The following is a 20399-nucleotide window of genomic DNA, read 5'->3' on the forward strand; positions in this document are numbered from 1 at the left end:
GCGCTCAGCGGAACCCGATGCGCACCCGTGTAGCTGGCATCTGGCGCCTGCTGGCGCAAGCCTGCCTGGCCACTGCGGTGCTGACCCAGGTCGCGCAGGCGGACCCGGCCAGCAAGGCCAGCCTGCGCGCCTATTTCGAGGCCGCCGGCACGGCGCAGCAGATGAGTGCGTCCATGCAAGCGCTCGCGCAAGCCCAGGAAGACGAATGGCAGGCCGAAAGCGACCCCTTGAGAAAGGCCGCTCAAAAAGGCGTGCTGGACGACTTCAACGCGCGCATGCGCACGCGCATGGTCTGGAGCAAGGTCGAGCCGCTCGCCATTGCCAGCTACCAGGCGCAGCTGAGCGAGGATGAAGTCAAGGCCTTGATTGCGCATGCCCGCACCCCGGCCGGACAAGTGCGTTACCGCAAGCTGAACCCGGCCATGATCAGGCAGTTACCGGCCGTCCAGAAGTACTTGCTGACCACGTTTGCCCACATCGCCGGCAATCCGGCGCCGGCGGCGCCCGCAGCCGCGCCGCCGCCGGCGGCGCCGGAGCAGGCCCTGTTGCTGACCTATCTGCGCGGCGTACCGGGCGAAAAAGAAGCGTTCGAGGACGACATGGCGGCGCTGGAAGAGCTCATGGGCTTGTCGATCGACGCCGGTGACGACGCCGCCGGCGAGGCGCTTCTGGCGCGCACCCTGGCCGACATGAAAGCACAACTCTCGTTCGACAACGTCACCCTGTTCAAGGCGCGCCTGCTGGGCGGCGTCTTGAACGCCGATGAAATTGCCCTGCTGATCGACGACAACCGGCATCCGCAGCGCGGCGAGCAACTGCGCAAGCTGCGCAAAGCCGAGCGGAAATTCCAGCAGCGCCTGATGAACAGCATGTAAACGGAGCAAGACCATGCCATACCGGTTCACCCACACGCTGCGCCTGCTCGCGCAGCTCTGCCTGGCCACCTTGATCGTGGCGCAGGCCCACGCGGCCCCGGCGACCGAGGCCAGCCTGCCCGACCACTTCACGGCAACCGGCCTGGAACAGCGGATGCGCATGGAAACCGAGTTGATCACGTCAATGCTGGAAGAACAGGCGCGCAATGAAGCGAGTCCGGCAGTGCAGGCGGCGCTCAAAGCCAACAGCGATTGCCATCGCCAGCCACGGAATGCACCTGAGCGAGAGCGAGGTGGTGGCCTTGAGCGCCACGCCAGGACGCCGGCCGGGCAATTACATTATTGCAAGCTGCTCCCGGCGCTGCAGCAGCGCCTGCCGAGCTTGTAGCCGACGTGCGCACGCACCCCGTCATATCTCCTATCAACCACACCACAGAAAGCCACCATGCGCGCATCCCTCATGAACGCCGGGCGCTACGCCGCCACCGCACTCGTCTTCACCATGTCCATGGCGCAAGCCCACGCCGCCCCCGCCACCAAGGAAACCGTGCGCAAGTATTTCGAGGTTTCCAAGGCTTCCAGCCTGACCGACAACGTGGTCGAGACCATCTCGGCGATGCAGGCCAAGGAATGGAAGGAAGAAACCAAGCCGAAGGAAAAGGCCAAAAAGAAGGCCTTGTACGACCAGACCAACAAGGTGATCCGCAAGTACGTCAAATGGTCCGCGCTCGAACCGATCGCCATCGAGAGTTACCAGAAGGAGCTCGACGAAGCCGACGTGCAGGGCCTGATCGTGCATGCGCAAAGCCCGGTCGGCCAGATCATCACCAACAAAATGACGCCGGCCATCATCAAGCAGCTGCCGGCGGTGGGCAAGCATCTTGAACAGCGCATTCAAACGCTGAGCGCGCAAAAGGCCGGCGCCAAGGCGCCGGCGCCCGTGCCGCCGGCGCCGCCAGCGAGCCCGAAGGAAGCCATGGCGCGCACCTTGTTGAGCGAGATGCCTGGCGCGCGCGAGGAATTCGCCGCGATGACGGCAAGCATGGAAGCGCGCATGATACAAAACGTGAACATGGTCATGGGTGAAGGCGGCAGCAGCGGCATGGAACCCGAAATGAAGCGCATCGCCAAGCTGTTCAAGGAGCAGGTCACGTTCGACGACATCGTCGCCCTGAAAGCGCGCATGCTCGCCAGCGACCTGAGCGAGGCGGACATGACCGCCGTCATCGACGACAACAAGAAACCGGCGCGCCGCGCCCAGCTGATCAAGGCCAAGAAGGCCGAGGCCGCAATGCAGGCACGGATGAACACCTACTTGCAGGAAACCATCATGCCGGTGATGGTGCCGGAACTGATGAAAACCCTCGGAAAAAAATAGCCCTCAGGCCAGGCGCAGCGGCAAGCTGCGCAAGCGCTGCCCGGTCAGTTTGAACAGCGCGTTGGCCACCGCCGGCGCCACCGGCGGCGTGCCGGGCTCGCCGACGCCCTCGGGCGGCTCGGCGCTCTTGATGATCACCGTCTCGACCTCGGGCGCGCTGTCGATCCGCAGCACCGGATAATCGCCAAAATTGCCCTGCTCGATCCGTCCGTTTTTCAGGGTGATCTCGCCTCCCAGCGCGGCTGACAGGCCGAACACCACCGCCGACTCCATCTGCTGCGCGATGATGTTCGGATTGACCGCCAGCCCGCAATCGATGGCGCACACCACGCGATGCACGCGGATCTGCTTGTCCGTCACCGACACCTCGGCCACCTGCGCCACGATGCTGCCGAACGACTGATGCAGCGCCACGCCGTGCGCGCGTCCCGCGGGCGCTACGCCGGCCTTGGCCAGCGCCGCGTCGAGCACCGCCAGGTGACGCGGATGGCGCGCCAGCAGCGCGCGCCGGAACGGCGCCCCATCCTGCCCGGCCGCATGCGCCAGTTCGTCGATGAAGCTTTCCTTGAAAAAGGCATTGTGCGAGTGCCCGACCGAACGCCAGTACCCGAGCGGCACGGCACTGTCGACGATCACGTGTACCACGCGCTGGTGATCGATCTCGTACTGCATGTCGTACTCGCCTTCGGCCGTGGTCTTGTCCGGACCGACGCCCGGCAGGCCCAGGTTGCGCGGGAAATACTGGTGGCCGATCGAGCCGCTGGCCGACTTGTTGTCGTAGCTGACGATGCGGCCCTGCGCATCCACGCTGCCGGTAAAGCGCGCCAGCGCGGCCGGACGATACACATCGTGCGTCATGTCGTCCTCGCGCGACCAGATCAGCTGCACCGGCTTGCCGCCGGCCGCCATGGCCAGCGCCACCGCCTGCCCCACCATGTCCACTTCCAGCCGGCGCCCGAAGCCGCCGCCCAGCAGCAGCACATCGACCGACACGTCGGCGCGCTCCACGCCGGCCACCTTGGCGGCCATGTCGACGCACATGCTCGGCACCTGGGTCGAGGCCCACAGCCTGACCTTGCCGCCCGCGACCTGCGCGGTGCAGTTGATCGGCTCCATCGTCGCATGCGCCAGGAACGGCGCCCGGTATTCGGCGCGGATGGTCTTGAGCGCCCCCTTGGCCGCGGCCACGTCGCCACTCTCAAAGTAGGTGAAGCCCGCTTCGGTATCGAGCGCGCCGGCCAACTGCCTGAAAATATCGGCGCTCGACAGGCTGGCGTTGACGCCCTCGTCCCACTTGACGGCCAGCGCGCCGAGCGCCTGGCGCGCGCGCCAGTAAGAGTCGGCGATCACCGCCACGCCGGCGCCGGCGCCGGTCTTGTGGCTGGCCGGAGGCGCCAGGCCGACCACCGCCACCACGCCCGGCATCGCCTTGGCCGCGGCGGCGTCGAACGAGGCGACCTTGCCGCCGACCACCGGCGACATCGTCAGCGCCGCATACAGCATGCCCGGCACACGCGCATCGATCCCGAACAGGGCGCTGCCATTGACCTTGGCTGGCGAATCGCGGCGCGCCTGCGGAGTGCCGATCAGGGTGAATTCGCCCGGCTCCTTGAGGCGCACGTCGTGCGCGCCGATATCCAGGCCCGCCGCCGCCGCTTTGGCGGCCAGGCTGCCGTACGAAGCGCGCTTGCCGCTCGAATGGACCACGAAACCGGCCGTGCCCTTGCACTGCGCGGCCGGCACGCCCCACTCCTGCGCAGCGGCGGCAATGAGCATGGCGCGCGCCACGGCGCCGGCTTCGCGCATCGGCAGCCAGGCATCCTTGATGCTGCTCGAGCCGCCCGTCATCATGATGCCCATCTCGCGCGCCACTTTGGCGAGCATCCACTGCGCGCCTTCCTTGACGCTGCCACGGTCGTCGGGATGGAACGGCAGCGTCTCGCGCAGCACTTCCAGGTTGCTGAAGATTTTATCGATCGGCGCCTGGGTGATGCGCACCTGCGCCAGCGGCACGTCGAGTTCCTCGGCCAGCAGCATCGGCAGCGCGGTGTTGACGCCCTGCCCCATCTCGCAGCGCGGCACCACCACCGAGACCGTTCCGTCGGGCGCGATCGCCACCCAGCCGTTCAGGGCCACGGCGCCGCCGGCCAGCGCCAATGGCCGCGCGCCGTGCAGGCGCTGGCGCGGCGGCTGCACGCCCCAGCCCACCACCAGCGCGCCGCCGGCGGCCAGGCCGCCCAGCAGAAAACGGCGACGGGTCTTGCTCTTCGGTGTGCTCTGGCTCATTCGATTCTCATGGCGTGCGTGGGGAGTCGCACTGTAGCATGCGGGTGGCGCCGCGGGCGTGCCTGCTTACGAGGGCAGGCGCGCGGGCGCATGCCAGCGCGCCAGGATCGACTCGGGCAATTCCGGGCGGCTGTACAGGTAGCCCTGCGCCTGGTTGCAACCGTGGCGCAGCAAAAACGCGGCCTGCTCCTCGGTCTCGACGCCTTCCGCGATGACCGACAAATTCATGCTCTTGCCAAGCTGGATGATGGCGATCGCGATCGCCTCGTCGTTGACATCGGTCGAAATATCCTTGATGAAGCTGCGGTCGATTTTCAGGGTCTGCACCGGCAACTGCTTGAGGTAGGCCAGCGACGAGTAACCGGTGCCGAAATCGTCGATCGCCAGGCCCACGCCGATCGAATGCAGGTCGTTGATGAACACCAGCGCGTCGCCGGTATTCATGATCACCGACTCGGTCACTTCCAGCTGCAGGCGCTGCGGCGCCAGACCGGTCTCCTGGAGGATGTCGGCCACCATGTTGACGATGCTGCCGCGCTCGAACTGCTTGACCGACAGGTTGACCGCGATCTTCGGCACGTGCAGGCCGGCGCGCTCCCAACGGATCATCTGGCGGCAGGCTTCTTCCAGCACCCACTTGCCCAGCTGGTTGATGAAGCCCGTGTCCTCGGCCAGCGGAATGAAGCGCACCGGCGTCACGTTGCCCAGCTCCGGATTGTGCCAGCGCACCAGCGCCTCGACCCCGATCAGGCGGCCGCTGTCGATTTCGACCTGCGGCTGGTAGTTCAGGAAGATCTCGTTCTTGTCGATCGAGCGGCGCAGCATCGCTTCCAGGCGCAAGCGCTCGACCCCTTCGCCGGTCATCGACGGCGCATAGAACTGGTAGCCGTTGCGCCCGCGCGCCTTGGCCTGGTACATGGCCACGTCGGCATTGCGGATCAACATGGTCAGGTCGGCCGCATCGTCCGGGAACACGCTGATGCCGACGCTGCCGGTGACGAACAACTCGTAATCGGAAATGATGAAAGGCTGCTCGAACATGGCCATCAGTTTTTCGGCCACCAGGCCGGCGCCGACCTGGCCGGCCACGTTTTCGAGCAGGACGATGAATTCGTCGCCGCCCAGGCGCGCCAGCGTGTCGCCTTCGCGCAGCTTGCCCTGCAGGGCCGCCGCGACCTGCTTGAGCAGCTCGTCGCCGACGTGGTGGCCGAGCGTGTCGTTGACGTTCTTGAAGCGATCGAGATCGATGAACAGCACCGCCAGTTGCTGGCCGTCGCGCGCGGCGCGCTGCAAGGCGTGGTGCAGGCGGTCGTGGAACAGCAGGCGGTTGGGCAGCGCGGTGAGCGAATCATGGTGCGCCATGTGATCGAGCTGCTCCTGCGATTGCTTGGCCTTGGTGATGTCGCTGAACACCGCCACGTAGTGGGTGGTGACGCCGTGATTGTCGCGCACCGCCGACACGGTGAGCGACTGCATATAGGTTTCGCCATTCTTGCGCGTGTCCCAGCGCTCGCCGCGCCAGAAGCCGTGCTCGCCCAGTTCGGTCCACATCTGCTCGTACACGGCCTGCGCTTCGGTGCCCGAGCGGGTCAGGCGCACATTCTTGCCCACCGCTTCGATGTCGGTAAAGCCCGTGATCTGGGTAAAGGCCGGGTTGACGGCGACGATTTCCAGCTCGACGTCGATCACCATCACGGCGTCGGCGATATGTTCGAGCACGGTGGCCGACAGGCGCAACTTCTCTTCGGCCTCGCGCCGCTCCGTGACGTCGGCATACACCCAGATGCTGCCGCCGTTGGGGCGCGCCGGGTCGAGCGCGCAGCCGCTCACGCGGCACCAGAACACGGTGCCGTCTTCCTTCCTGTACTGGCGTTCTTCGTTGTAGTCCTTGCCCTCGGCCAGGGCCGCGTACTGGCGTTCGCCCGCGCGCAGGAATTCGTCGTGGCTCGGATACATCATGTCGGCCAGCTTGCCCGTCATCTCGCCGCTGGCGTAGCCGAACAGGTCTTCGCAGCGCCGGTTGACCGACACGATGCGCCGCTCGCGCACGAACATCACGCCGAACATGACGTTGTCGAGGATCGCGCTTTGCTCGGTCAGCAGCGCCTCGATGCGCATCTCGTTGTGTTTGCGTTCGCTGATGTCGGAGATGATCCCGTCGACCCACGAATCGGCCATCTGGGCGGCGACCTGCGGCTGGCCGTTCTCGGACACCCAGCGCTCGATGCCGCTCGAATCGATGATGCGGTACTCGATCTGGTACGGGCGGCCGCTGCTCATCGCCTCGCGCACGGTGCGGCTTTGCAGGCGCCGGTCTTCGGGGCAGATCAGGTCCGACCAGGCGTCGGTGGTGCTGCGCATGAACAGCGCGGCGGCGTAGCCGGAGATGTCTTCGATGGCGTCGCTGACGAAATCGATGGAGCCGCCCGGGCGCACGCGGAACACCGCGCCCGGCACCTGGGTGACGATGGTGCGAAAGCGCTCCTCGCGCCGGCCGATATCTTCGAACAGGTGCTTGATGGCGACCCGCATCTGCTCCATCTGCCTGGCCAGGCGGCCCAGTTCATCGTTTCCTTCGAGCTCGAGGCGCGTTTCGAAGTCGCCGTGCGAGAGGCGGTCGGAAAACTTCATCAGCTGGCGCAGCGGCACCAACAAGCGCTTGTTCAGGAACAGTACGATCAGCACCAGCGAGATGGTCAGCTGGAACGCCAGCACGAAAGCGTAGTTGGACTGCTTGCCGCGCAACTCCTGCTGGCTGCGGGCGTCGTCCATCTCGACCACGACCACGCCGATGCGCTCGCCGCGCACCAGGATGTCGCGTTCGGCGCGGTAAATCTGGCCGGCCGGGCGCTGGGCCGAATGGATGTTGATGAACTGGGCGTCGGCCTGGCCGATCACCTGGATATGCAGCACCGACGGATCGCGCATCACCGATTCGACCAGCGACTGGGCCGACTCGGCGTTCATGTTCCAGAGCGACTCCTGCATGCCGAGGGCGAGGATGTCGGCGTTGCGGCGCAGCGACTCGTTCAGCACCGTCTTGGCCGCCGCCCGCTCCTGCACGGCGATCAGCACATAGCTGCCGATCATGGCGGGAATGACCAGTCCGCCGACGACGACCAGCATCAGCGCCCCATAGATCGACAGACCGTACAGCTTGCCCAGCTTGGTACGGAAACGTTGGTAGGCCGTGCTAAGCATGCAGCGAGTCGGAAAGCATACGCGAAGATGTTGGAATGATAATTTGGACAATAAAAGTTTTCTATACGGAATTATGCACGGAAGCACCCGCCAAGTCATCAACAGTACGGAAGGATGAGGCGTTTTACTGACGGAGGGGAAAACAGTTGACCTTATTGCTTGCACTGGGGTGCGCAATCGGGTTCACAATCCCACCGTGGGTGAGAACCATGCTTTTCCAGGCTTGCAGCGGCAACGATCGATGATGAATTGGTCCGATCCGTTCAAAATCCACCATCCAGAGATGCTTTATGACGAAACCAGAGGCCCTCCATGAAAATCGATACTGCTACCAGCCCGCTCTATTCCACCCAGACAACCGTCCCGGTGCGCGGGCCGGCACCTGCCGATACGACGCCGTTCCAGGCCGCACTATCGACGGCGGCGACCGCTAAAGCCACGCAGGAAGCCTCCGGCGCGAGGCAAGCCGACTTTACCAGCATGACGCGCCAGGACATGCGCAACTGGGCCAACGGCCAGATCCGCAGTGGGCAAATGTCGCTCGACGAGGGCCGCCCGTTCATGGCCATGACCATGAAAATCCCGGTCGGCGGGGGCGCGGAGGTGCCCGCCGAGGGCGATGGCGAACGCATCGACTTTACCCGGAAGGTAGGTAGCGGCATCGAAGGCGCCATCTCGCGCAACGATCAGGTAACGCGCAAGATGCTCGAATCGGCCATGGACATCATGCGGCGCAAGCAGGGCAGGACGCTCGGCATCGATACCAGCGCCTGAGGACGTCAGGGCGGTTTGCGCCGCGCGCACAAGGAGAAGGAGAAGGAGAAGGAGAAGGAGAAGGAGAAGGAGAAGGCGCCCTGGGCACGACGACGGACGGCAAACGGCAGGCGCTTCAGCGCGAATCGCGCCAACTTGCTATCATCGCAGCACTTTTCTAACAGGGATTCCCCATGACTTTTTCCATGTACGACGCCTCGGTGCCCGTTTTCAAGCAAATCCTGACCAGCCTGTCGGCCATCATCGACAAGGCCGAAGCCCACGCCACCGAGAAGAAGATCGAACCGGCGGCCCTGCTGCAGGCGCGCCTGTACCCGGACATGTTCCCTTTCCTGCGCCAGGTCCAGGTTGCGGCCGATTTCGCCAAGGGCTGCTGCGCCCGCCTGGCCGGGGTGGACGTGCCGCGCTATGACGATACCGAGCACACCTTCGCCGACCTGAAGGACCGCATTGCCAAGACGCTCGCTTTCATCGACGGCTTGCCGCAGGATGGCATCGAAGCGAGCGCCCAGCGCGACATCAGCACCAGCAGCGGCGCCAACGCCAAGCATTTCAAGGGCCAGGTCTACCTGGCGCACTACGCGCTGCCGCACTTCTATTTCCACGCCACGACCGCCTACGCGATCCTGCGCCACAACGGCGTGGAAGTGGGCAAGAAGGATTTTATCGGCGCGTTTTAAGCCGCGCCGTCAGGCGGGCAAGGGCGCCGTGCCGCCGCACGGTCATGGCGCCTCGCCATTCCTGCGCCGCGGCGTCAGGCGCGGCAGCCTGATGGTAAACGTGACACCCTCCTCGGCGCTCGACGTGACCGCAACCTGGCCCTCGTGCGCCTTGACGATTTCTTTGACGACGTACAGGCCCAGGCCCAGGTTTTGCACGCGCGACGCGCTGCGCTCGCTCGGCGGGCGGATGGCGAAGCTTTTCACGGGATCGAACAGGGTCCGCAATGTGGCCGGCGGAATCGTCTCGGCGTCATTCGTGACCGCAAACACCACATCGGCCTCGCTGCCCGTGAGCGCAATATGAATGGGGCCTTCCGGCTTGCCATGCTGGAGGGCGTTCGAGATCAGGTTGGAAAAGGCTTGCGCCAGGCGCGGCCCATCCCAGGCGCCGCTCAGGTCTCCTTCGCAAACGAGCCCGATGCGACGTTCCGGATGAAAGGTTCTCGCTTCCTCCACCACGTTCATGCCGATCTGGCCCAGATCGACCGTGTAAGGATCGATGGGAATGCCTTCGCCCAGGTGCGAGGTCGAGAAGTCCAGCAGGTCGCGCACGATCTCGTCCACGCGCTTTGCGCTGTTAAAGATCCTCAGGCCCACTTTCAGCACCTTCGCCGGCAGGGTTTGATCATGCAGCAAGACCTGGGCGCCCATGCTCACCGCGCCCAGCGGCGAGCGTACATCATGGCCGAGAATGGCCAGGAACAGGCTCTGGGCGTCGCGCAACAGCTTCGAATAGCGCGCCATCGATTCGCTCTGCGCCTGGTCGATCGCTTCGTTGAAGCGCACCATGTCCTGTATTTCTTCGGCCGTCGTGATCGGCACGCTGCGCGCCCACAGGCGCAGAATGCTCGACCGGAGCGCGCGGAACTCCGCCATCACCTGATCGCTGTTCAAGCCGGACGACATGCGCGCGGTCGCATGCACTTCGGCGGCCGTGTCCGCTTGCGCAAGCGGGGCCATGCCCTTGGACTTGGCAATGCTTTGCGACTCGGACTGGTCGGTTTCCAGGTCTTTCACGATCACTTTCAAGACCGCCGTCGCATGATCGCGCAGTTCGATCCGGTCCGCATCCTTGAGCGGCGCCAGCGTCGCCGCGAATTCTTCCCACTCGATGAGAATATCGTTAAGATTACTGACGATAAAGAGAGACAAACGCATTTATACCCTGGCGCAAAGATCGCCGGCGCGCGCACCGGCCAGCAGCGTGCGCACGTGCGCCAGCAGGGCCTCGGCCAGGAAGGGCTTCCTCAAAAAGGCGTCGTGACTGGCGCTTTTGGCCACATCGCAGCGCAAGGAGCCGCTCATGAGCAGGATCGGCAACTGCGCTGTGGCCGGGTCGGCTTTCAGGCTGTCGCTTAACTCCGGTCCGCTCATCCCGGGCATGACGCAATCGGAGATCACCAGATCGAATCGACCAGCCCTGATCCTGGAGAGCGCTTGCGCGCCACTGGCGGCGATCTCGACCTCGAACCCATGCGCCTCGAGCAACATCGAGCAGGTTTCGGCCATGCCCACATCATCGTCGACTATTAATATCATCATTGCTCCCGGTACCGCCTTGATTTCTGCCGAGGCGTCGGCAATGAGTCAGAATTAACCCGCCTTGAGTTTCGCTTCCTCAGTGACATTCGTCCGTACGCTACCGAACCATCGCCAGGCTGATCGGGCGCGAATCAGGTATTGCGGCGCGGGTATCCTTGCGCCAGGATGCGGACCCACACCACTTCCTTGTCGGCGTCGCTCATCGACACCCAGTGCGCCACTTCCACCACGCTGCGTCCGCAGCCGCGGCAGATCTCGTCGAACGTGGTCGAACAGACCGCGACACAGGGCGTGTCCGGCCGTTCCGGTGGCTTCATGCCGCCCTCATTTGGCGGGGCCGACATCGAGCGCATCCCAACCCTCATGGCCGAGCTTTTCCATGGTTGCAATATTCTTGTCGAAAATCCCGGACGCTTCCGGGAAGGCCTCGACCGCGCGTTCGATGCTGTCTTCGCGCAGCAGGTGCAGGATCGGGTACGGGGCGCGGTTGGTAAAGTTGCTGATATCGTTGATATCGGTGTCCGCGAACTGGTATTGCGGATGGAAGCTGGCCACCTGCAGTTCGCCGTCGAGCTGCATGTCTTCCAGCGCGGCATCGGCCACATCGAGGAACTCGTTGTAGTCGAGAAAGTCGCCCAGCACGAACGGATGGATCAGCAAGGTGGTGTCGATGGCTTCCGCATCGGTATCGGACAGCAATTGCAGCTCATTCATCAAGGTTTCGAGCAAGACTTCCGGCGTGGTGGCGCTGGAGACGACGTAGCGCACCTGCTTTTTCACATGAACGGCCTTGGCGAACGGACAGAGATTGAGCCCGATGACGGCTTTTTCCAGCCATTGTTGGGTAGCAGCAATGATCTGCTCATCGTCGGCGTTCAGATTGGGGGTATTCATGGTCATGCTTTCATGGTGCAAAACCCAAATTGTACGCACTCTTTGCGCCACCTCATAGGTGCCAGCGGGTGCGCGAGTAGTTTAGAGCCCGACGACCGATCCGCCACCCGCGCCGGCGGCGCCCCGGTTTTGGTATTATCCCCGGGCGTACCGCGCCCCGTCCCGATGACCCCGCGCTGCGCTCTCCGGCGCCGGTCCGCCATAGGAGAAAATCATGCATACCCCCTGGGAGTATCTGAAGCGATCCCGTCCATACACTGATAGCATCCTGGCATTTTTAAGGCATACTCCCGGCAATTGGTCTTTTCCTGTGCAACAATATTGGTTGGAAGTGTTATCAAAATTTTTGCCCCGCACACAGTTATTTGACTTGACTCAAACAAGAAGTGGTACGTACACTCCGACCTTATCTATTCGTCTGTCCCGCAGTTTTCGGACCCAACAATGGAACGCTATGCAAAAAACGACACGCAATACCACTTCACTTGCAGTCCTCGTTCTGATGCTCGCGCCTGCGCTCAGCCACGCGGTCGACACCGTTTCGACCAACGTCGCGCCGCTCGCCCCGACTGCCAAGCCAGCACCAGCCCCGCTTCAGCCCTCCTCCGCCGCCAAGGCCGATGAATACAGGGAAGCCGATGTCTGGGGCCGTATCCGCACCGGTTACGCCATTCCCGATATCGACAACGAGCTTGTTGCCAAGCACGTCAAGTGGTACAGCACCCGTCCCGACTATATCGCCCGCACCTCGGCGCGCGCCTCGCGTTACCTGTTCCACGTGGTCCAGGAACTCGAGAAGCGCAACATGCCGACCGAGCTGGCATTGCTGCCGATTATCGAATCGGCCTTCAATCCGCAAGCCTATTCCAAGGCCAACGCCGCCGGCATGTGGCAGTTCGTGCCCGGCACCGGCAAGGATTTCAATCTCAAGCAAGACATGTTCAAGGACGAGCGTCGCGGCGTACTGGCCTCGACCGACGCCGCGCTGAGCTACCTGCAGCGCCTGTACGGCATGTTCGGCGACTGGCCGCTGGCCCTGGCCGCCTACAACTGGGGCGAAGGCAATGTCCAGCGCGCCATCAAGAAGAACCAGGCGCTCGGCAAGCCGACCGACTACGAAAGCCTGTACGAGCACATGCCGGCCGAAACGCGCGAATACGTGCCGAAGCTGCAGGCGGTCAAGAACATCATCGCCAACCCGGCCCAGTACCACGTGTCGCTGCCGGTGATCGACAATTCGCCGTATTTCACCGCAGTCGACAAGACCAGCGACATCGACCTGACCATCGCGGCCCAGCTGGCCGAATTGTCGGTCGAAGAATTCAAGGCGCTCAATCCGCAGTTCAACCGCCCGGTCATCACCGGTGGCGAACAGACCAAGATTCTGCTGCCGCAGCAAAATGCGGAAAAGTTCCACCTGAACCTGGCGCAATGGGGCCGTTCACTGTCGACCTGGACTACGCACAAGATTACCGGCGCCAAGGACAGCATCGCTTCGCTGGCCTCGCGCTTCGGCACCACGCCGGAAGTGATTCGCCAGGCCAACAATATTCCGGCGTCAACCCGCCTGAAGGCCGGCTCCACGATCCTGGTGCCGAAAATCTCGACCTCGGTGCAGACCGATATCGCCGAGCACGTCGTCGACAATGCGGTGATGGCCTTCGAAGCCGAACGCGCCGGTCGCCGTGGCGGTCGCGCTGAAAAGCAGACCAATGCGGAACGCATCAAGGGCAAGGTCGCCGCCCTGAAAACGCGCGTGGCGGCACGCAACGCCAAGTCGGCAAGCAACGAGTCCTCGCGCTACAAGCGGCGCGGCGGCTGATTTCCTCCGGCGGGTGCGTCCATCGCACCCGCCGCGTCGCGCTTTGCCGGCGACGGTTTGTCTACCAAGACTTCTTCAGCAAATCCAGTTCTTCCATACACACTATTCGGATTTACCTATACAAGTACAGTGAAACTACTGTATAGTGTTGTTTGTGCGCTGCAATACGTTTCTCGCAACCAGACTGAAGCGATGGCCCTTAGCAGTAACAAAGAAGTAAAACTAGCAGCTTCGCAAGCCTAGGCGTATCCCACGGATACCCTCAATAAAGCCCTCCCGCCTTGTGTGTCGCACCTGACACCGTCCCGGCGCAAAGCTTTTGTGCCGAAATTTCTTTCATCCTGAGTCATTTCGTTGTGTTGGTTGGCGTTGCTATTTTGCGCTCGGAGCATGTGCTCGGGCGCTGATCTATACCGAAAGAAAAAAACATAATGAGTTTTGAAGCATTAGGCCTCCACGCGTCTATCGTAAAAGCAGTAAGCGATGCCGGTTACACCGTTCCGACCCCAGTCCAGGAGCAAGCTGTTCCTGCCGCCATCAGCGGCCGCGACCTGCTGGTGTCGTCGCAGACCGGTTCCGGCAAGACCGCAGCATTCATGCTGCCAGCACTTCACAAATTCGCCGTTGCCGAGCAATCGCAGGCGTCCAAGAATGCAGCCCAGGAAGCGCAAAATGCGCGTGCCCGCGGCGAGCGTCCACGTTTCAAAGCTGCACAGCCTAAAATGCTGGTGCTGACCCCGACCCGCGAACTGGCCCTGCAAGTGACCAGCGCAACCGAAAAATACGGCACCCAGATCCGCCGTATCAAGGCGGTATCGATCCTGGGCGGCATGCCTTACCCTAAACAGATGCAACTGCTGGCACGCAACCCGGAAATCCTGGTCGCTACCCCTGGCCGCCTGATCGACCACATGGAATCGGGCAAGATCGATTTCTCGGAACTCGAAATCCTGGTGCTGGACGAAGCTGACCGCATGCTCGACATGGGTTTCATCGACGATATCGAAAAGATCATCGCCGCCACCCCTGCAAACCGCCAGACGATGCTGTTCTCGGCCACGCTCGACGGCATGGTTGGCAACATGGCGCGCCGCATCACGACCGACCCGATGGTCATCCAGATCGCCGGTTCGGCCTCGAAGCACGAAAACATCGTGCAGCGCGTTCACTTCGTCGACGACCTGTCGCACAAGAACCGCCTGCTCGACCATCTGCTGCGCGACGAAACGCTGGACCAGGCAGTGGTTTTCACCGCCACCAAGCGTGATGCCGACACCATCGCCGACCGCCTGAACATCGCCGGTTTCTCGGCTGCCGCACTGCATGGCGACATGCACCAGGGCGCGCGTAACCGCACCCTCGACGGCCTGCGCCGCGGCCAGGTTCGCGTGCTGGTGGCGACCGACGTTGCCGCCCGTGGTATCGATGTCCCGAACATCACCCACGTGTTCAACTACGATCTGCCGAAGTTCCCGGAAGACTATGTGCACCGTATCGGCCGTACCGGCCGTGCCGGCCGCAATGGCCTGGCGATCTCGCTGGTGAACCATGCCGAAGGCATGAACGTCAAGCGCATCGAGCGCTTCACCAAGCAGCTCATTCCGGTCAACGTGATCGAAGGCTTCGAGCCGAAGAAAACCGCATCGGCGCCACGTTCGGCTGCCCGTCCAGGCACCTGGAAACCAGGCGACAACCGCGGCGGCGCCAAGCCAGGCCAGCGTACGTTCAGCAAACCGGGCGCTCCGCGCAAGGAAGGCGCGGCCGGCGGCGGCTACAAGGGCTCGAACCCGCGTCCAGCCTCCGAGCGCACCCGCAGCTCGTACGGCGACCGTTAATCGTTCGCTGTAACGACTGACTCAAGAACGGCTGCTTCGGCGGCCGTTTTTTTCGTCCGGCAAATGGTCTTGGCAACGCCTATAACGCGCAGGTGCGGAATCCGCAGAATATATCGTCGCGCCCGGGCATGAAAAAATTGCGGAAGCGCGCCGACGCAAAGCGCGACGGCGTGGCGAACGAGGCCCCGCGCAGCACCTGGTGCGTCATGAACCACGGCGCCGAATACTCGCGGTAACGGTCCGCCACAAAACCCGGATACGGCTCGAACGCGCTGCTGGTCCACTCCCACAACTGGCCCCAGCCGAACCCCGCCTGTCCCGACAGCGCCGCGTACTCCCACTCCGCTTCGCCCGGCAAACGCCGTCCGGCCCAGGCGCAATACGCCTGCGCCTCGAACAGGCACACATGGCGCACCGGTTCGGACGGCGCCAGCGTCGACAGGCGCCCGAAGCGCATCGTGCGCCACTGTTCGCCGTCGCGTTGCCAGTAGCGCGGCGACGAGCGCTCCTGGCGCATCAGCCACGCACTGCCGGCCGCGCTCCAGTACTGGCGGTTCTGGTAGCCGCCATCGGCCACGAAATCGGCAAACTGCGCATTCGTCACCAGGCCCGCGTCGATACGAAACGGCGCCACGTACACCGGGTGCGCCTGGCGCTCGTTGTCGAACACGAAGCCGCCCTCCTGCGCACTGCCTTGCACCAGCGTCCCGCCCGGATAGGCGATCTCCGACGACGGCCCGGACAGCAATTGCGCCGGCAGCAGCCGGTCCGCCACCGGCACGCCCAGCGTCTGCAGGGTGTACAGGGATGCTTCGCCGTGCATGTCTTCGTGCGCCAGCGCCAGCCGGTAAGGATACAATGCCTCGTCGACGCCAGCCTCGCGCGAGAGCTTGTCGAGCGTGCGGTCGAGCACTTCGTGGCAGTAGGTCTTGAGTGCGCCGGCGCCGGGCAGGTCGAGCGTCCAGCGCGAACGGTGCGCAACGGTGTTCGAATCGAACCAGTCGTCGCCGCGCGTGAGCAGCGAATGGCGGGCGGCGTCGGCCGGGTGGCTCGATGTCGCTTCGCGCAGGATGAACCACTCGGCAAACCAGGCCGTGTGACCGAGCTCCCACAGCGGCGGATTGATGGTGGCGATGTGCGGCACGCGCGCCAGGCTGTCGTAACCCATGGCGGCGAAGCAGTCGAACAGGCCAAGCGTATAATGTCGGGCACTCTGGAGCGCCTCGGCCAGTGGCTGCGGCCTGGCGTGGCGGAAGGATCCGGTGATCGATGCGGTCAATGAGTTCATGGCGTCGATTGTAACGACTTTTTCAAAGGCGGCGCTGCGTGAAGAAACAGCTGTTGATCGTCAGTCCCGCCTCGGCGAAGGAAAACAACGGCAACTGGCAGACCGCCAGCCGCTGGGCGCACTTCCTGCGCGCGCGCTACCGGGTCGCCATCGCCCCCGGATGGCAGCCATCCGATTCCACCCCCGACCTGCTCATCGCCCTGCACGCGCGCCGTTCGGCCGGCGCCCTGGCCGCCTTTACCCAAGCCTGCCCGCAGCGGCCCTCGGTGCTGGTGCTGACCGGGACCGACCTGTATCGCGACATCGCCACCTGCAGCGAGGCCCGGGAATCGCTGCAGCACGCCAGCGCGCTGGTGCTGCTGCAAAGCGCCGGCCTGGCCCTGCTGCCCCCTGCCCTGCATGCGAAGACGCGCGTGATTTACCAGTCCGCCCAAGCGCTGGCGCCGCACCGCCACGCGCCCGGACGGCGCCATGCCGACATCTGCATGATCGGCCACCTGCGCACCGAAAAAGATCCGCTCACCTTCATGCGCGCCAGCGCCCTGGTCACCAGTCCCACGGCCCGTCTGCTGCACATCGGCGGCGCGCTCGATGCCGCGCTGGGCGAGGCCGCGCGCGCCACGGCGGCGGCCAACCCGCGCTACCAGTGGCTGGGCAACCTGGCGCACGGCGCGGCGCGCCAGCGCCTCAAGCGCTGCCACGCGATGGTGATCGCCTCGCGCATGGAGGGCGGCGCCAACGTCATCATCGAAGCCGTCACCAGTGCGGTGCCGGTGCTGGCCAGCGATATCAGCGGCAACCGCGGCATGCTGGGCGAGGACTATGCGGGCTATTTTGCGCCGGGCGACGCACCCGCGCTGGCGCGCCTGATCGAGCGCTGCATCGACGACCACGCCTTCCATGCGCTGCTGCGACGCCAGTGCGACGCGCGCGCCGGCCTGTTCGCGCCAGGCCACGAGCGCGCCAGTGTGCTCGACTTGGTGGATAATCTGGTCTGACCCGCCTTTTACCGAAATGGACACCGATCATGAGCAATGCCCCAGAGACCCCCATCAAACTCACCTCGTTTTCGCATGGCGGCGGCTGCGGCTGCAAAATCGCGCCGGGCGTGCTGTCCGAGATCCTGAAAAACTCGGGCGGCTTCCCGCTGCCGAAGGAACTGATGGTCGGGATCGAGACCGCCGACGACGCCGCCGTCTACAAGCTCAATGACGAACAGGCGCTGATCGCCACCACGGACTTCTTCATGCCGATCGTCGACGACCCCTTCGATTTCGGCCGCATCGCCGCCACCAACGCCATTTCCGACGTGTACGCGATGGGCGGCACGCCGATCATGGCGCTGGCGCTGGTCGGCATGCCGATCAATAAACTGCCGCTCGAGACCATCGGCGAGATCATTCGCGGCGGCCAGGTCATGTGCGCCGAAGCGGGCATTCCGATCGCCGGCGGCCACACCATCGACTCGGTCGAACCGATCTACGGGCTGGTGGTGCTGGGCCTGGTGCATCCGTCCAGGGTCAAGCGCAACGCCGACGCGCGCGCCGGCGACGTGCTCATTCTCGGCAAACCGCTGGGCGTGGGCGTGCTCTCGGCGGCGCTCAAGAAAGACGTGCTGGGACCGGAAGGCTACGCCGCCATGATCGCCAATACCACCAAGCTCAATAAACCGGGCAAGGCCCTCTCGGAGATGGAAGGCGTGCATGCGCTGACCGACGTCACCGGCTTTGGCCTGCTGGGCCACCTGCTGGAACTGGCGCGCGGCGCGCAACTGACGGCGCAACTGAGCATGTCGCAGATTCCCCTGCTGCCAGGGGTGGAGCAACTGGCGCACGATGGCTACTTTACCGGCGCCTCGGGGCGCAACTGGGATGCCTACGGCAAGGACGTAACGCTCTCGCCGAGCATCAGCGCGGCGCAGCACAATCTGCTGACCGACCCGCAAACCTCGGGCGGTTTGCTGGTGTCGTGCGATCCGGGCAGCGTGGACGAGGTCTTGGCGCTGTTCGCGCGCGAAGGCTTCGAGAGCGCCGCCGTGATCGGCGAAATGACATCGGGCGCGCCACGCGTGCAGGTCGCGGCGTAAGGCTGCCCGGGCGCAGCCTGGGCAGCCCGGGCGCGTCAGGCGGACGGGCGGCGCTTGCGCGCGGCAAAGCCCAGCATGGCCAGGCCGGCGCCGAGCATGGCCCAGCTGCTTGGTTCGGGCACGGCGGCGACCGAGAACGACAGCTTGTCGGCATAGCCATCGTTGTAGCTGCCTTCGACGCGGCGCATGTCGAGCACGATATCGACCAGCGCGGTGCCGACCGGGATCAGGCCATGGCTGTCGCGAAACACCAGTCCGGTGAGGCCGCTACGGTCGCCGACGCCGACCGGCGCCAGGCTCTGGCTGAACAAGGTGTTGCCGCTCTTGTCGCGGAACACGGCGGTCAGGGTGGCGTTGTCGCTTTGCGACGCGTAGCCGCCCAGCCAGCCGGACAGGTCGAATTGCGACCGGCCGCCGTTGATGGCGTCGCTGTAGCCGCCCAGGTCGATCACCTGGACCGCACGCGATGCCGGCGTGTTGACGCCGCCAGCGAAAAAGTTCTTGCCGCGGTTTTGCGGACCGGCGTCGGCCGGCCCCGGGAAACCGCCGCTGGCGCCATAGTTGACCGAGGTCAGGCCGCCGCTGACATTCCAGCCCGGCAACGTGACCGTACCGCCGTCGCTCGAGCCGGCGCCGGCTTCGGCATCGCCGTTAACGATCAGGTTGTGAGCGGGCGCGGCCGGGGCGGCATTCGCCGTGGCGGCGCAAGCGAGCGAACACGCCATCGATAATGCCATTGCTGCAGTTACAAAACGCATGGATTTCCCTTGAAATTGGTTAGAAACGGCACCTGTTCCGCCGTCTTGAAATGACATGCAATTCTACAATGTTTACGCAATGAATTAACATAAAGATAATCCAACGATGGCGTCCTTGTCGGCAAAACAGCAACACGCCTCCCATCACACGCCTGAAAAAGCCGCTATGCAAGGTCAATGATTTTTTTGCAGTATGGTGCGGCCCTGCGCATGCGGGACGGGTATGATCGATTGTCGTACCCACCTTGTACCGCTACAGGAGAACATGATGGCCTATGTCGATGGTTTCGTACTTCCCCTCCCCACCAGCAATCTCGAAAGCTACCGCGCCATGGCAGCGACCTGCGGCGCCATCTGGCGCGAACATGGCGCCCTGCAATACCGCGAATGCATCGCCGATGACGTCAAGCCCGGCAAGCTCACCTCCTTCCCCCAAAGCGTCAATCTGCAGCCGGGCGAGACCGTGGTGTTTTCCTGGATCGTGTACGCATCGCGCGCCCATCGCGATGAAGTCAACGACAAGGTCATGAAAGACCCGCGCATGGCCGACTTCATGAAGGGCAGCGACATGCCCTTCGACGGCAAGCGCATGATTTACGGCGGCTTCGACATGTTTCTCGATCTGTAGCTTGAGCGGCATGGCCTGACGGCGGCGGTTTGCGGGCCTTGCACATCAGCGCTTGACAAGCCGGCGCGGCCTGGCGTACAGTGAACTCATGTCTTCCTCCCTGCACCTGTCGTCTTTCCCCCTGCTCGCTGGCGCGCTATCGCTAGCGACGCTACTAGCTGCACGCGCGTAATTTACCCGCAGTGCGCCGCCCGGCTCCCCGCCGGCGATGTTGTAAAACCCCAGGAAAGCACGACCCATGTTTGCATCCGCCTCCATCATTCAGTTTCTACTGCTAAAGCTACCGATCGGTTGCCTGGCCTAGCGTATA

18 protein-coding genes are annotated in these 20399 nt (G+C 64.0%); 10 read left to right on the top strand and 8 right to left on the bottom strand.

What is annotated here, in order from left to right:
• Positions 1 to 17: 17 nt before the first annotated feature.
• The 3 genes from F1735_RS08755 to F1735_RS08765 are packed head-to-tail and all read left to right on the top strand — an operon-like array spanning position 18 to position 2253.
• Positions 18 to 875, top strand: coding sequence for a hypothetical protein (locus tag F1735_RS08755; protein ID WP_167236578.1), 858 nt, complete (start codon positions 18 to 20; stop codon positions 873 to 875).
• Positions 876 to 888: 13 nt separating this feature from the next.
• The gene (locus F1735_RS08760) at positions 889 to 1263 is read left to right on the top strand and encodes a hypothetical protein (RefSeq protein ID WP_167236579.1); all 375 of its coding nucleotides are present in this window, start codon (positions 889 to 891) and stop codon (positions 1261 to 1263) included.
• 57 nt (positions 1264 to 1320) lie between these two features.
• Positions 1321 to 2253 (top strand): hypothetical protein, encoded by a 933-nt coding sequence (locus tag F1735_RS08765; protein ID WP_167236580.1) that lies wholly within the window; start codon positions 1321 to 1323, stop codon positions 2251 to 2253.
• Between the two features lie 3 nt (positions 2254 to 2256).
• Here F1735_RS08765 and F1735_RS08770 read toward each other — a convergent pair whose 3' ends face one another.
• Together F1735_RS08770 and F1735_RS08775 are read right to left on the bottom strand one after the other, a co-directional pair.
• Entirely contained in the window at positions 2257 to 4539 is a 2283-nt protein-coding gene (locus tag F1735_RS08770; RefSeq protein ID WP_167236581.1) for a xanthine dehydrogenase family protein molybdopterin-binding subunit, read from the bottom strand.
• A gap of 66 nt (positions 4540 to 4605) precedes the next feature.
• On the bottom strand, positions 4606 to 7740 hold the full coding sequence (locus tag F1735_RS08775) for a bifunctional diguanylate cyclase/phosphodiesterase (protein WP_167236582.1): 3135 nt from the start codon (positions 7738 to 7740) through the stop codon (positions 4606 to 4608).
• Between the two features lie 312 nt (positions 7741 to 8052).
• Here F1735_RS08775 and F1735_RS08780 point away from each other — a divergent pair, with 312 nt between their 5' ends.
• Positions 8053 to 8514: a hypothetical protein gene (locus F1735_RS08780; protein ID WP_167236583.1), complete on the top strand. Its 462-nt coding sequence runs from the start codon at positions 8053 to 8055 to the stop codon at positions 8512 to 8514.
• 173 nt (positions 8515 to 8687) lie between these two features.
• Positions 8688 to 9194, top strand: a complete 507-nt coding sequence (locus tag F1735_RS08785; protein WP_167236584.1) for a DUF1993 domain-containing protein — start codon at positions 8688 to 8690, stop codon at positions 9192 to 9194.
• 42 nt (positions 9195 to 9236) lie between these two features.
• Here the strand turns inward: F1735_RS08785 and F1735_RS08790 are convergent, their stop codons facing one another.
• From F1735_RS08790 to F1735_RS08805, 4 genes are all read right to left on the bottom strand, one after another.
• Positions 9237 to 10394 (bottom strand): sensor histidine kinase, encoded by a 1158-nt coding sequence (locus tag F1735_RS08790; protein ID WP_167236585.1) that lies wholly within the window; start codon positions 10392 to 10394, stop codon positions 9237 to 9239.
• The gene (locus tag F1735_RS08795) at positions 10395 to 10775 is read right to left on the bottom strand and encodes a response regulator (RefSeq protein ID WP_229505683.1); all 381 of its coding nucleotides are present in this window, start codon (positions 10773 to 10775) and stop codon (positions 10395 to 10397) included.
• A 134-nt stretch (positions 10776 to 10909) separates the two neighbouring features.
• Positions 10910 to 11095, bottom strand: a complete 186-nt coding sequence (locus F1735_RS08800) for a DUF1289 domain-containing protein (protein WP_229423505.1) — start codon at positions 11093 to 11095, stop codon at positions 10910 to 10912.
• Positions 11096 to 11102: 7 nt separating this feature from the next.
• Positions 11103 to 11672, bottom strand: a complete 570-nt coding sequence (locus F1735_RS08805) for a DUF1415 domain-containing protein (protein ID WP_167236588.1) — start codon at positions 11670 to 11672, stop codon at positions 11103 to 11105.
• Positions 11673 to 12126: 454 nt separating this feature from the next.
• Between F1735_RS08805 and F1735_RS08810 the strand changes: the two genes are divergently transcribed.
• Both F1735_RS08810 and F1735_RS08815 read left to right on the top strand, forming a co-directional pair.
• Positions 12127 to 13494: a transglycosylase SLT domain-containing protein gene (locus tag F1735_RS08810; protein WP_167236589.1), complete on the top strand. Its 1368-nt coding sequence runs from the start codon at positions 12127 to 12129 to the stop codon at positions 13492 to 13494.
• 431 nt (positions 13495 to 13925) lie between these two features.
• Positions 13926 to 15329, top strand: a complete 1404-nt coding sequence (locus F1735_RS08815) for a DEAD/DEAH box helicase (RefSeq protein ID WP_167236590.1) — start codon at positions 13926 to 13928, stop codon at positions 15327 to 15329.
• Between the two features lie 79 nt (positions 15330 to 15408).
• On the opposite strand, the gene senA is transcribed toward F1735_RS08815, so the two are convergent.
• Positions 15409 to 16617 (bottom strand): selenoneine synthase SenA, encoded by a 1209-nt coding sequence (gene senA / locus F1735_RS08820; RefSeq protein WP_229505684.1) that lies wholly within the window; start codon positions 16615 to 16617, stop codon positions 15409 to 15411.
• A 38-nt stretch (positions 16618 to 16655) separates the two neighbouring features.
• Between senA and senB the strand changes: the two genes are divergently transcribed.
• Together senB and selD are read left to right on the top strand one after the other, a co-directional pair.
• Entirely contained in the window at positions 16656 to 17615 is a 960-nt protein-coding gene (gene senB / locus F1735_RS08825; protein ID WP_167236591.1) for a selenoneine biosynthesis selenosugar synthase SenB, read from the top strand.
• A gap of 29 nt (positions 17616 to 17644) precedes the next feature.
• Positions 17645 to 18703 carry a selenide, water dikinase SelD gene (gene selD / locus F1735_RS08830; RefSeq protein WP_167236592.1) on the top strand — a complete coding sequence of 353 codons (1059 nt, stop codon included), beginning with the start codon at positions 17645 to 17647 and terminating at the stop codon, positions 18701 to 18703.
• A gap of 35 nt (positions 18704 to 18738) precedes the next feature.
• Here selD and F1735_RS08835 read toward each other — a convergent pair whose 3' ends face one another.
• The gene (locus tag F1735_RS08835) at positions 18739 to 19461 is read right to left on the bottom strand and encodes a PEP-CTERM sorting domain-containing protein (protein WP_167236593.1); all 723 of its coding nucleotides are present in this window, start codon (positions 19459 to 19461) and stop codon (positions 18739 to 18741) included.
• A gap of 268 nt (positions 19462 to 19729) precedes the next feature.
• Between F1735_RS08835 and F1735_RS08840 the strand changes: the two genes are divergently transcribed.
• Positions 19730 to 20089: a DUF1428 domain-containing protein gene (locus F1735_RS08840; RefSeq protein WP_167236594.1), complete on the top strand. Its 360-nt coding sequence runs from the start codon at positions 19730 to 19732 to the stop codon at positions 20087 to 20089.
• Positions 20090 to 20399 lie beyond the last annotated feature (310 nt).

It is taken from the genome of Massilia genomosp. 1 (genome assembly GCF_011682185.1).
GTDB lineage: Bacteria > Pseudomonadota > Gammaproteobacteria > Burkholderiales > Burkholderiaceae_D > Telluria_A > Telluria_A rubra.

Coding starts and splice junctions, on each gene's coding strand:
- F1735_RS08775 (WP_167236582.1), bottom strand. CDS start 7,740: ATGCTTAGCACGGCCTACCAACGTTTCCGTACCAAGCTGGGCAAGCTG.
- F1735_RS08815 (WP_167236590.1), top strand. CDS start 13,926: ATGAGTTTTGAAGCATTAGGCCTCCACGCGTCTATCGTAAAAGCAGTA.
- F1735_RS08755 (WP_167236578.1), top strand. CDS start 18: ATGCGCACCCGTGTAGCTGGCATCTGGCGCCTGCTGGCGCAAGCCTGC.
- F1735_RS08795 (WP_229505683.1), bottom strand. CDS start 10,775: ATGATATTAATAGTCGACGATGATGTGGGCATGGCCGAAACCTGCTCG.
- senA (WP_229505684.1), bottom strand. CDS start 16,617: ATGAACTCATTGACCGCATCGATCACCGGATCCTTCCGCCACGCCAGG.
- F1735_RS08840 (WP_167236594.1), top strand. CDS start 19,730: ATGGCCTATGTCGATGGTTTCGTACTTCCCCTCCCCACCAGCAATCTC.
- F1735_RS08810 (WP_167236589.1), top strand. CDS start 12,127: ATGCAAAAAACGACACGCAATACCACTTCACTTGCAGTCCTCGTTCTG.
- F1735_RS08770 (WP_167236581.1), bottom strand. CDS start 4,539: ATGAGCCAGAGCACACCGAAGAGCAAGACCCGTCGCCGTTTTCTGCTG.
- selD (WP_167236592.1), top strand. CDS start 17,645: ATGAGCAATGCCCCAGAGACCCCCATCAAACTCACCTCGTTTTCGCAT.
- F1735_RS08760 (WP_167236579.1), top strand. CDS start 889: ATGCCATACCGGTTCACCCACACGCTGCGCCTGCTCGCGCAGCTCTGC.
- F1735_RS08800 (WP_229423505.1), bottom strand. CDS start 11,095: ATGAAGCCACCGGAACGGCCGGACACGCCCTGTGTCGCGGTCTGTTCG.
- F1735_RS08785 (WP_167236584.1), top strand. CDS start 8,688: ATGACTTTTTCCATGTACGACGCCTCGGTGCCCGTTTTCAAGCAAATC.
- F1735_RS08835 (WP_167236593.1), bottom strand. CDS start 19,461: ATGCGTTTTGTAACTGCAGCAATGGCATTATCGATGGCGTGTTCGCTC.
- F1735_RS08790 (WP_167236585.1), bottom strand. CDS start 10,394: ATGCGTTTGTCTCTCTTTATCGTCAGTAATCTTAACGATATTCTCATC.
- F1735_RS08765 (WP_167236580.1), top strand. CDS start 1,321: ATGCGCGCATCCCTCATGAACGCCGGGCGCTACGCCGCCACCGCACTC.
- F1735_RS08805 (WP_167236588.1), bottom strand. CDS start 11,672: ATGAATACCCCCAATCTGAACGCCGACGATGAGCAGATCATTGCTGCT.
- F1735_RS08780 (WP_167236583.1), top strand. CDS start 8,053: ATGAAAATCGATACTGCTACCAGCCCGCTCTATTCCACCCAGACAACC.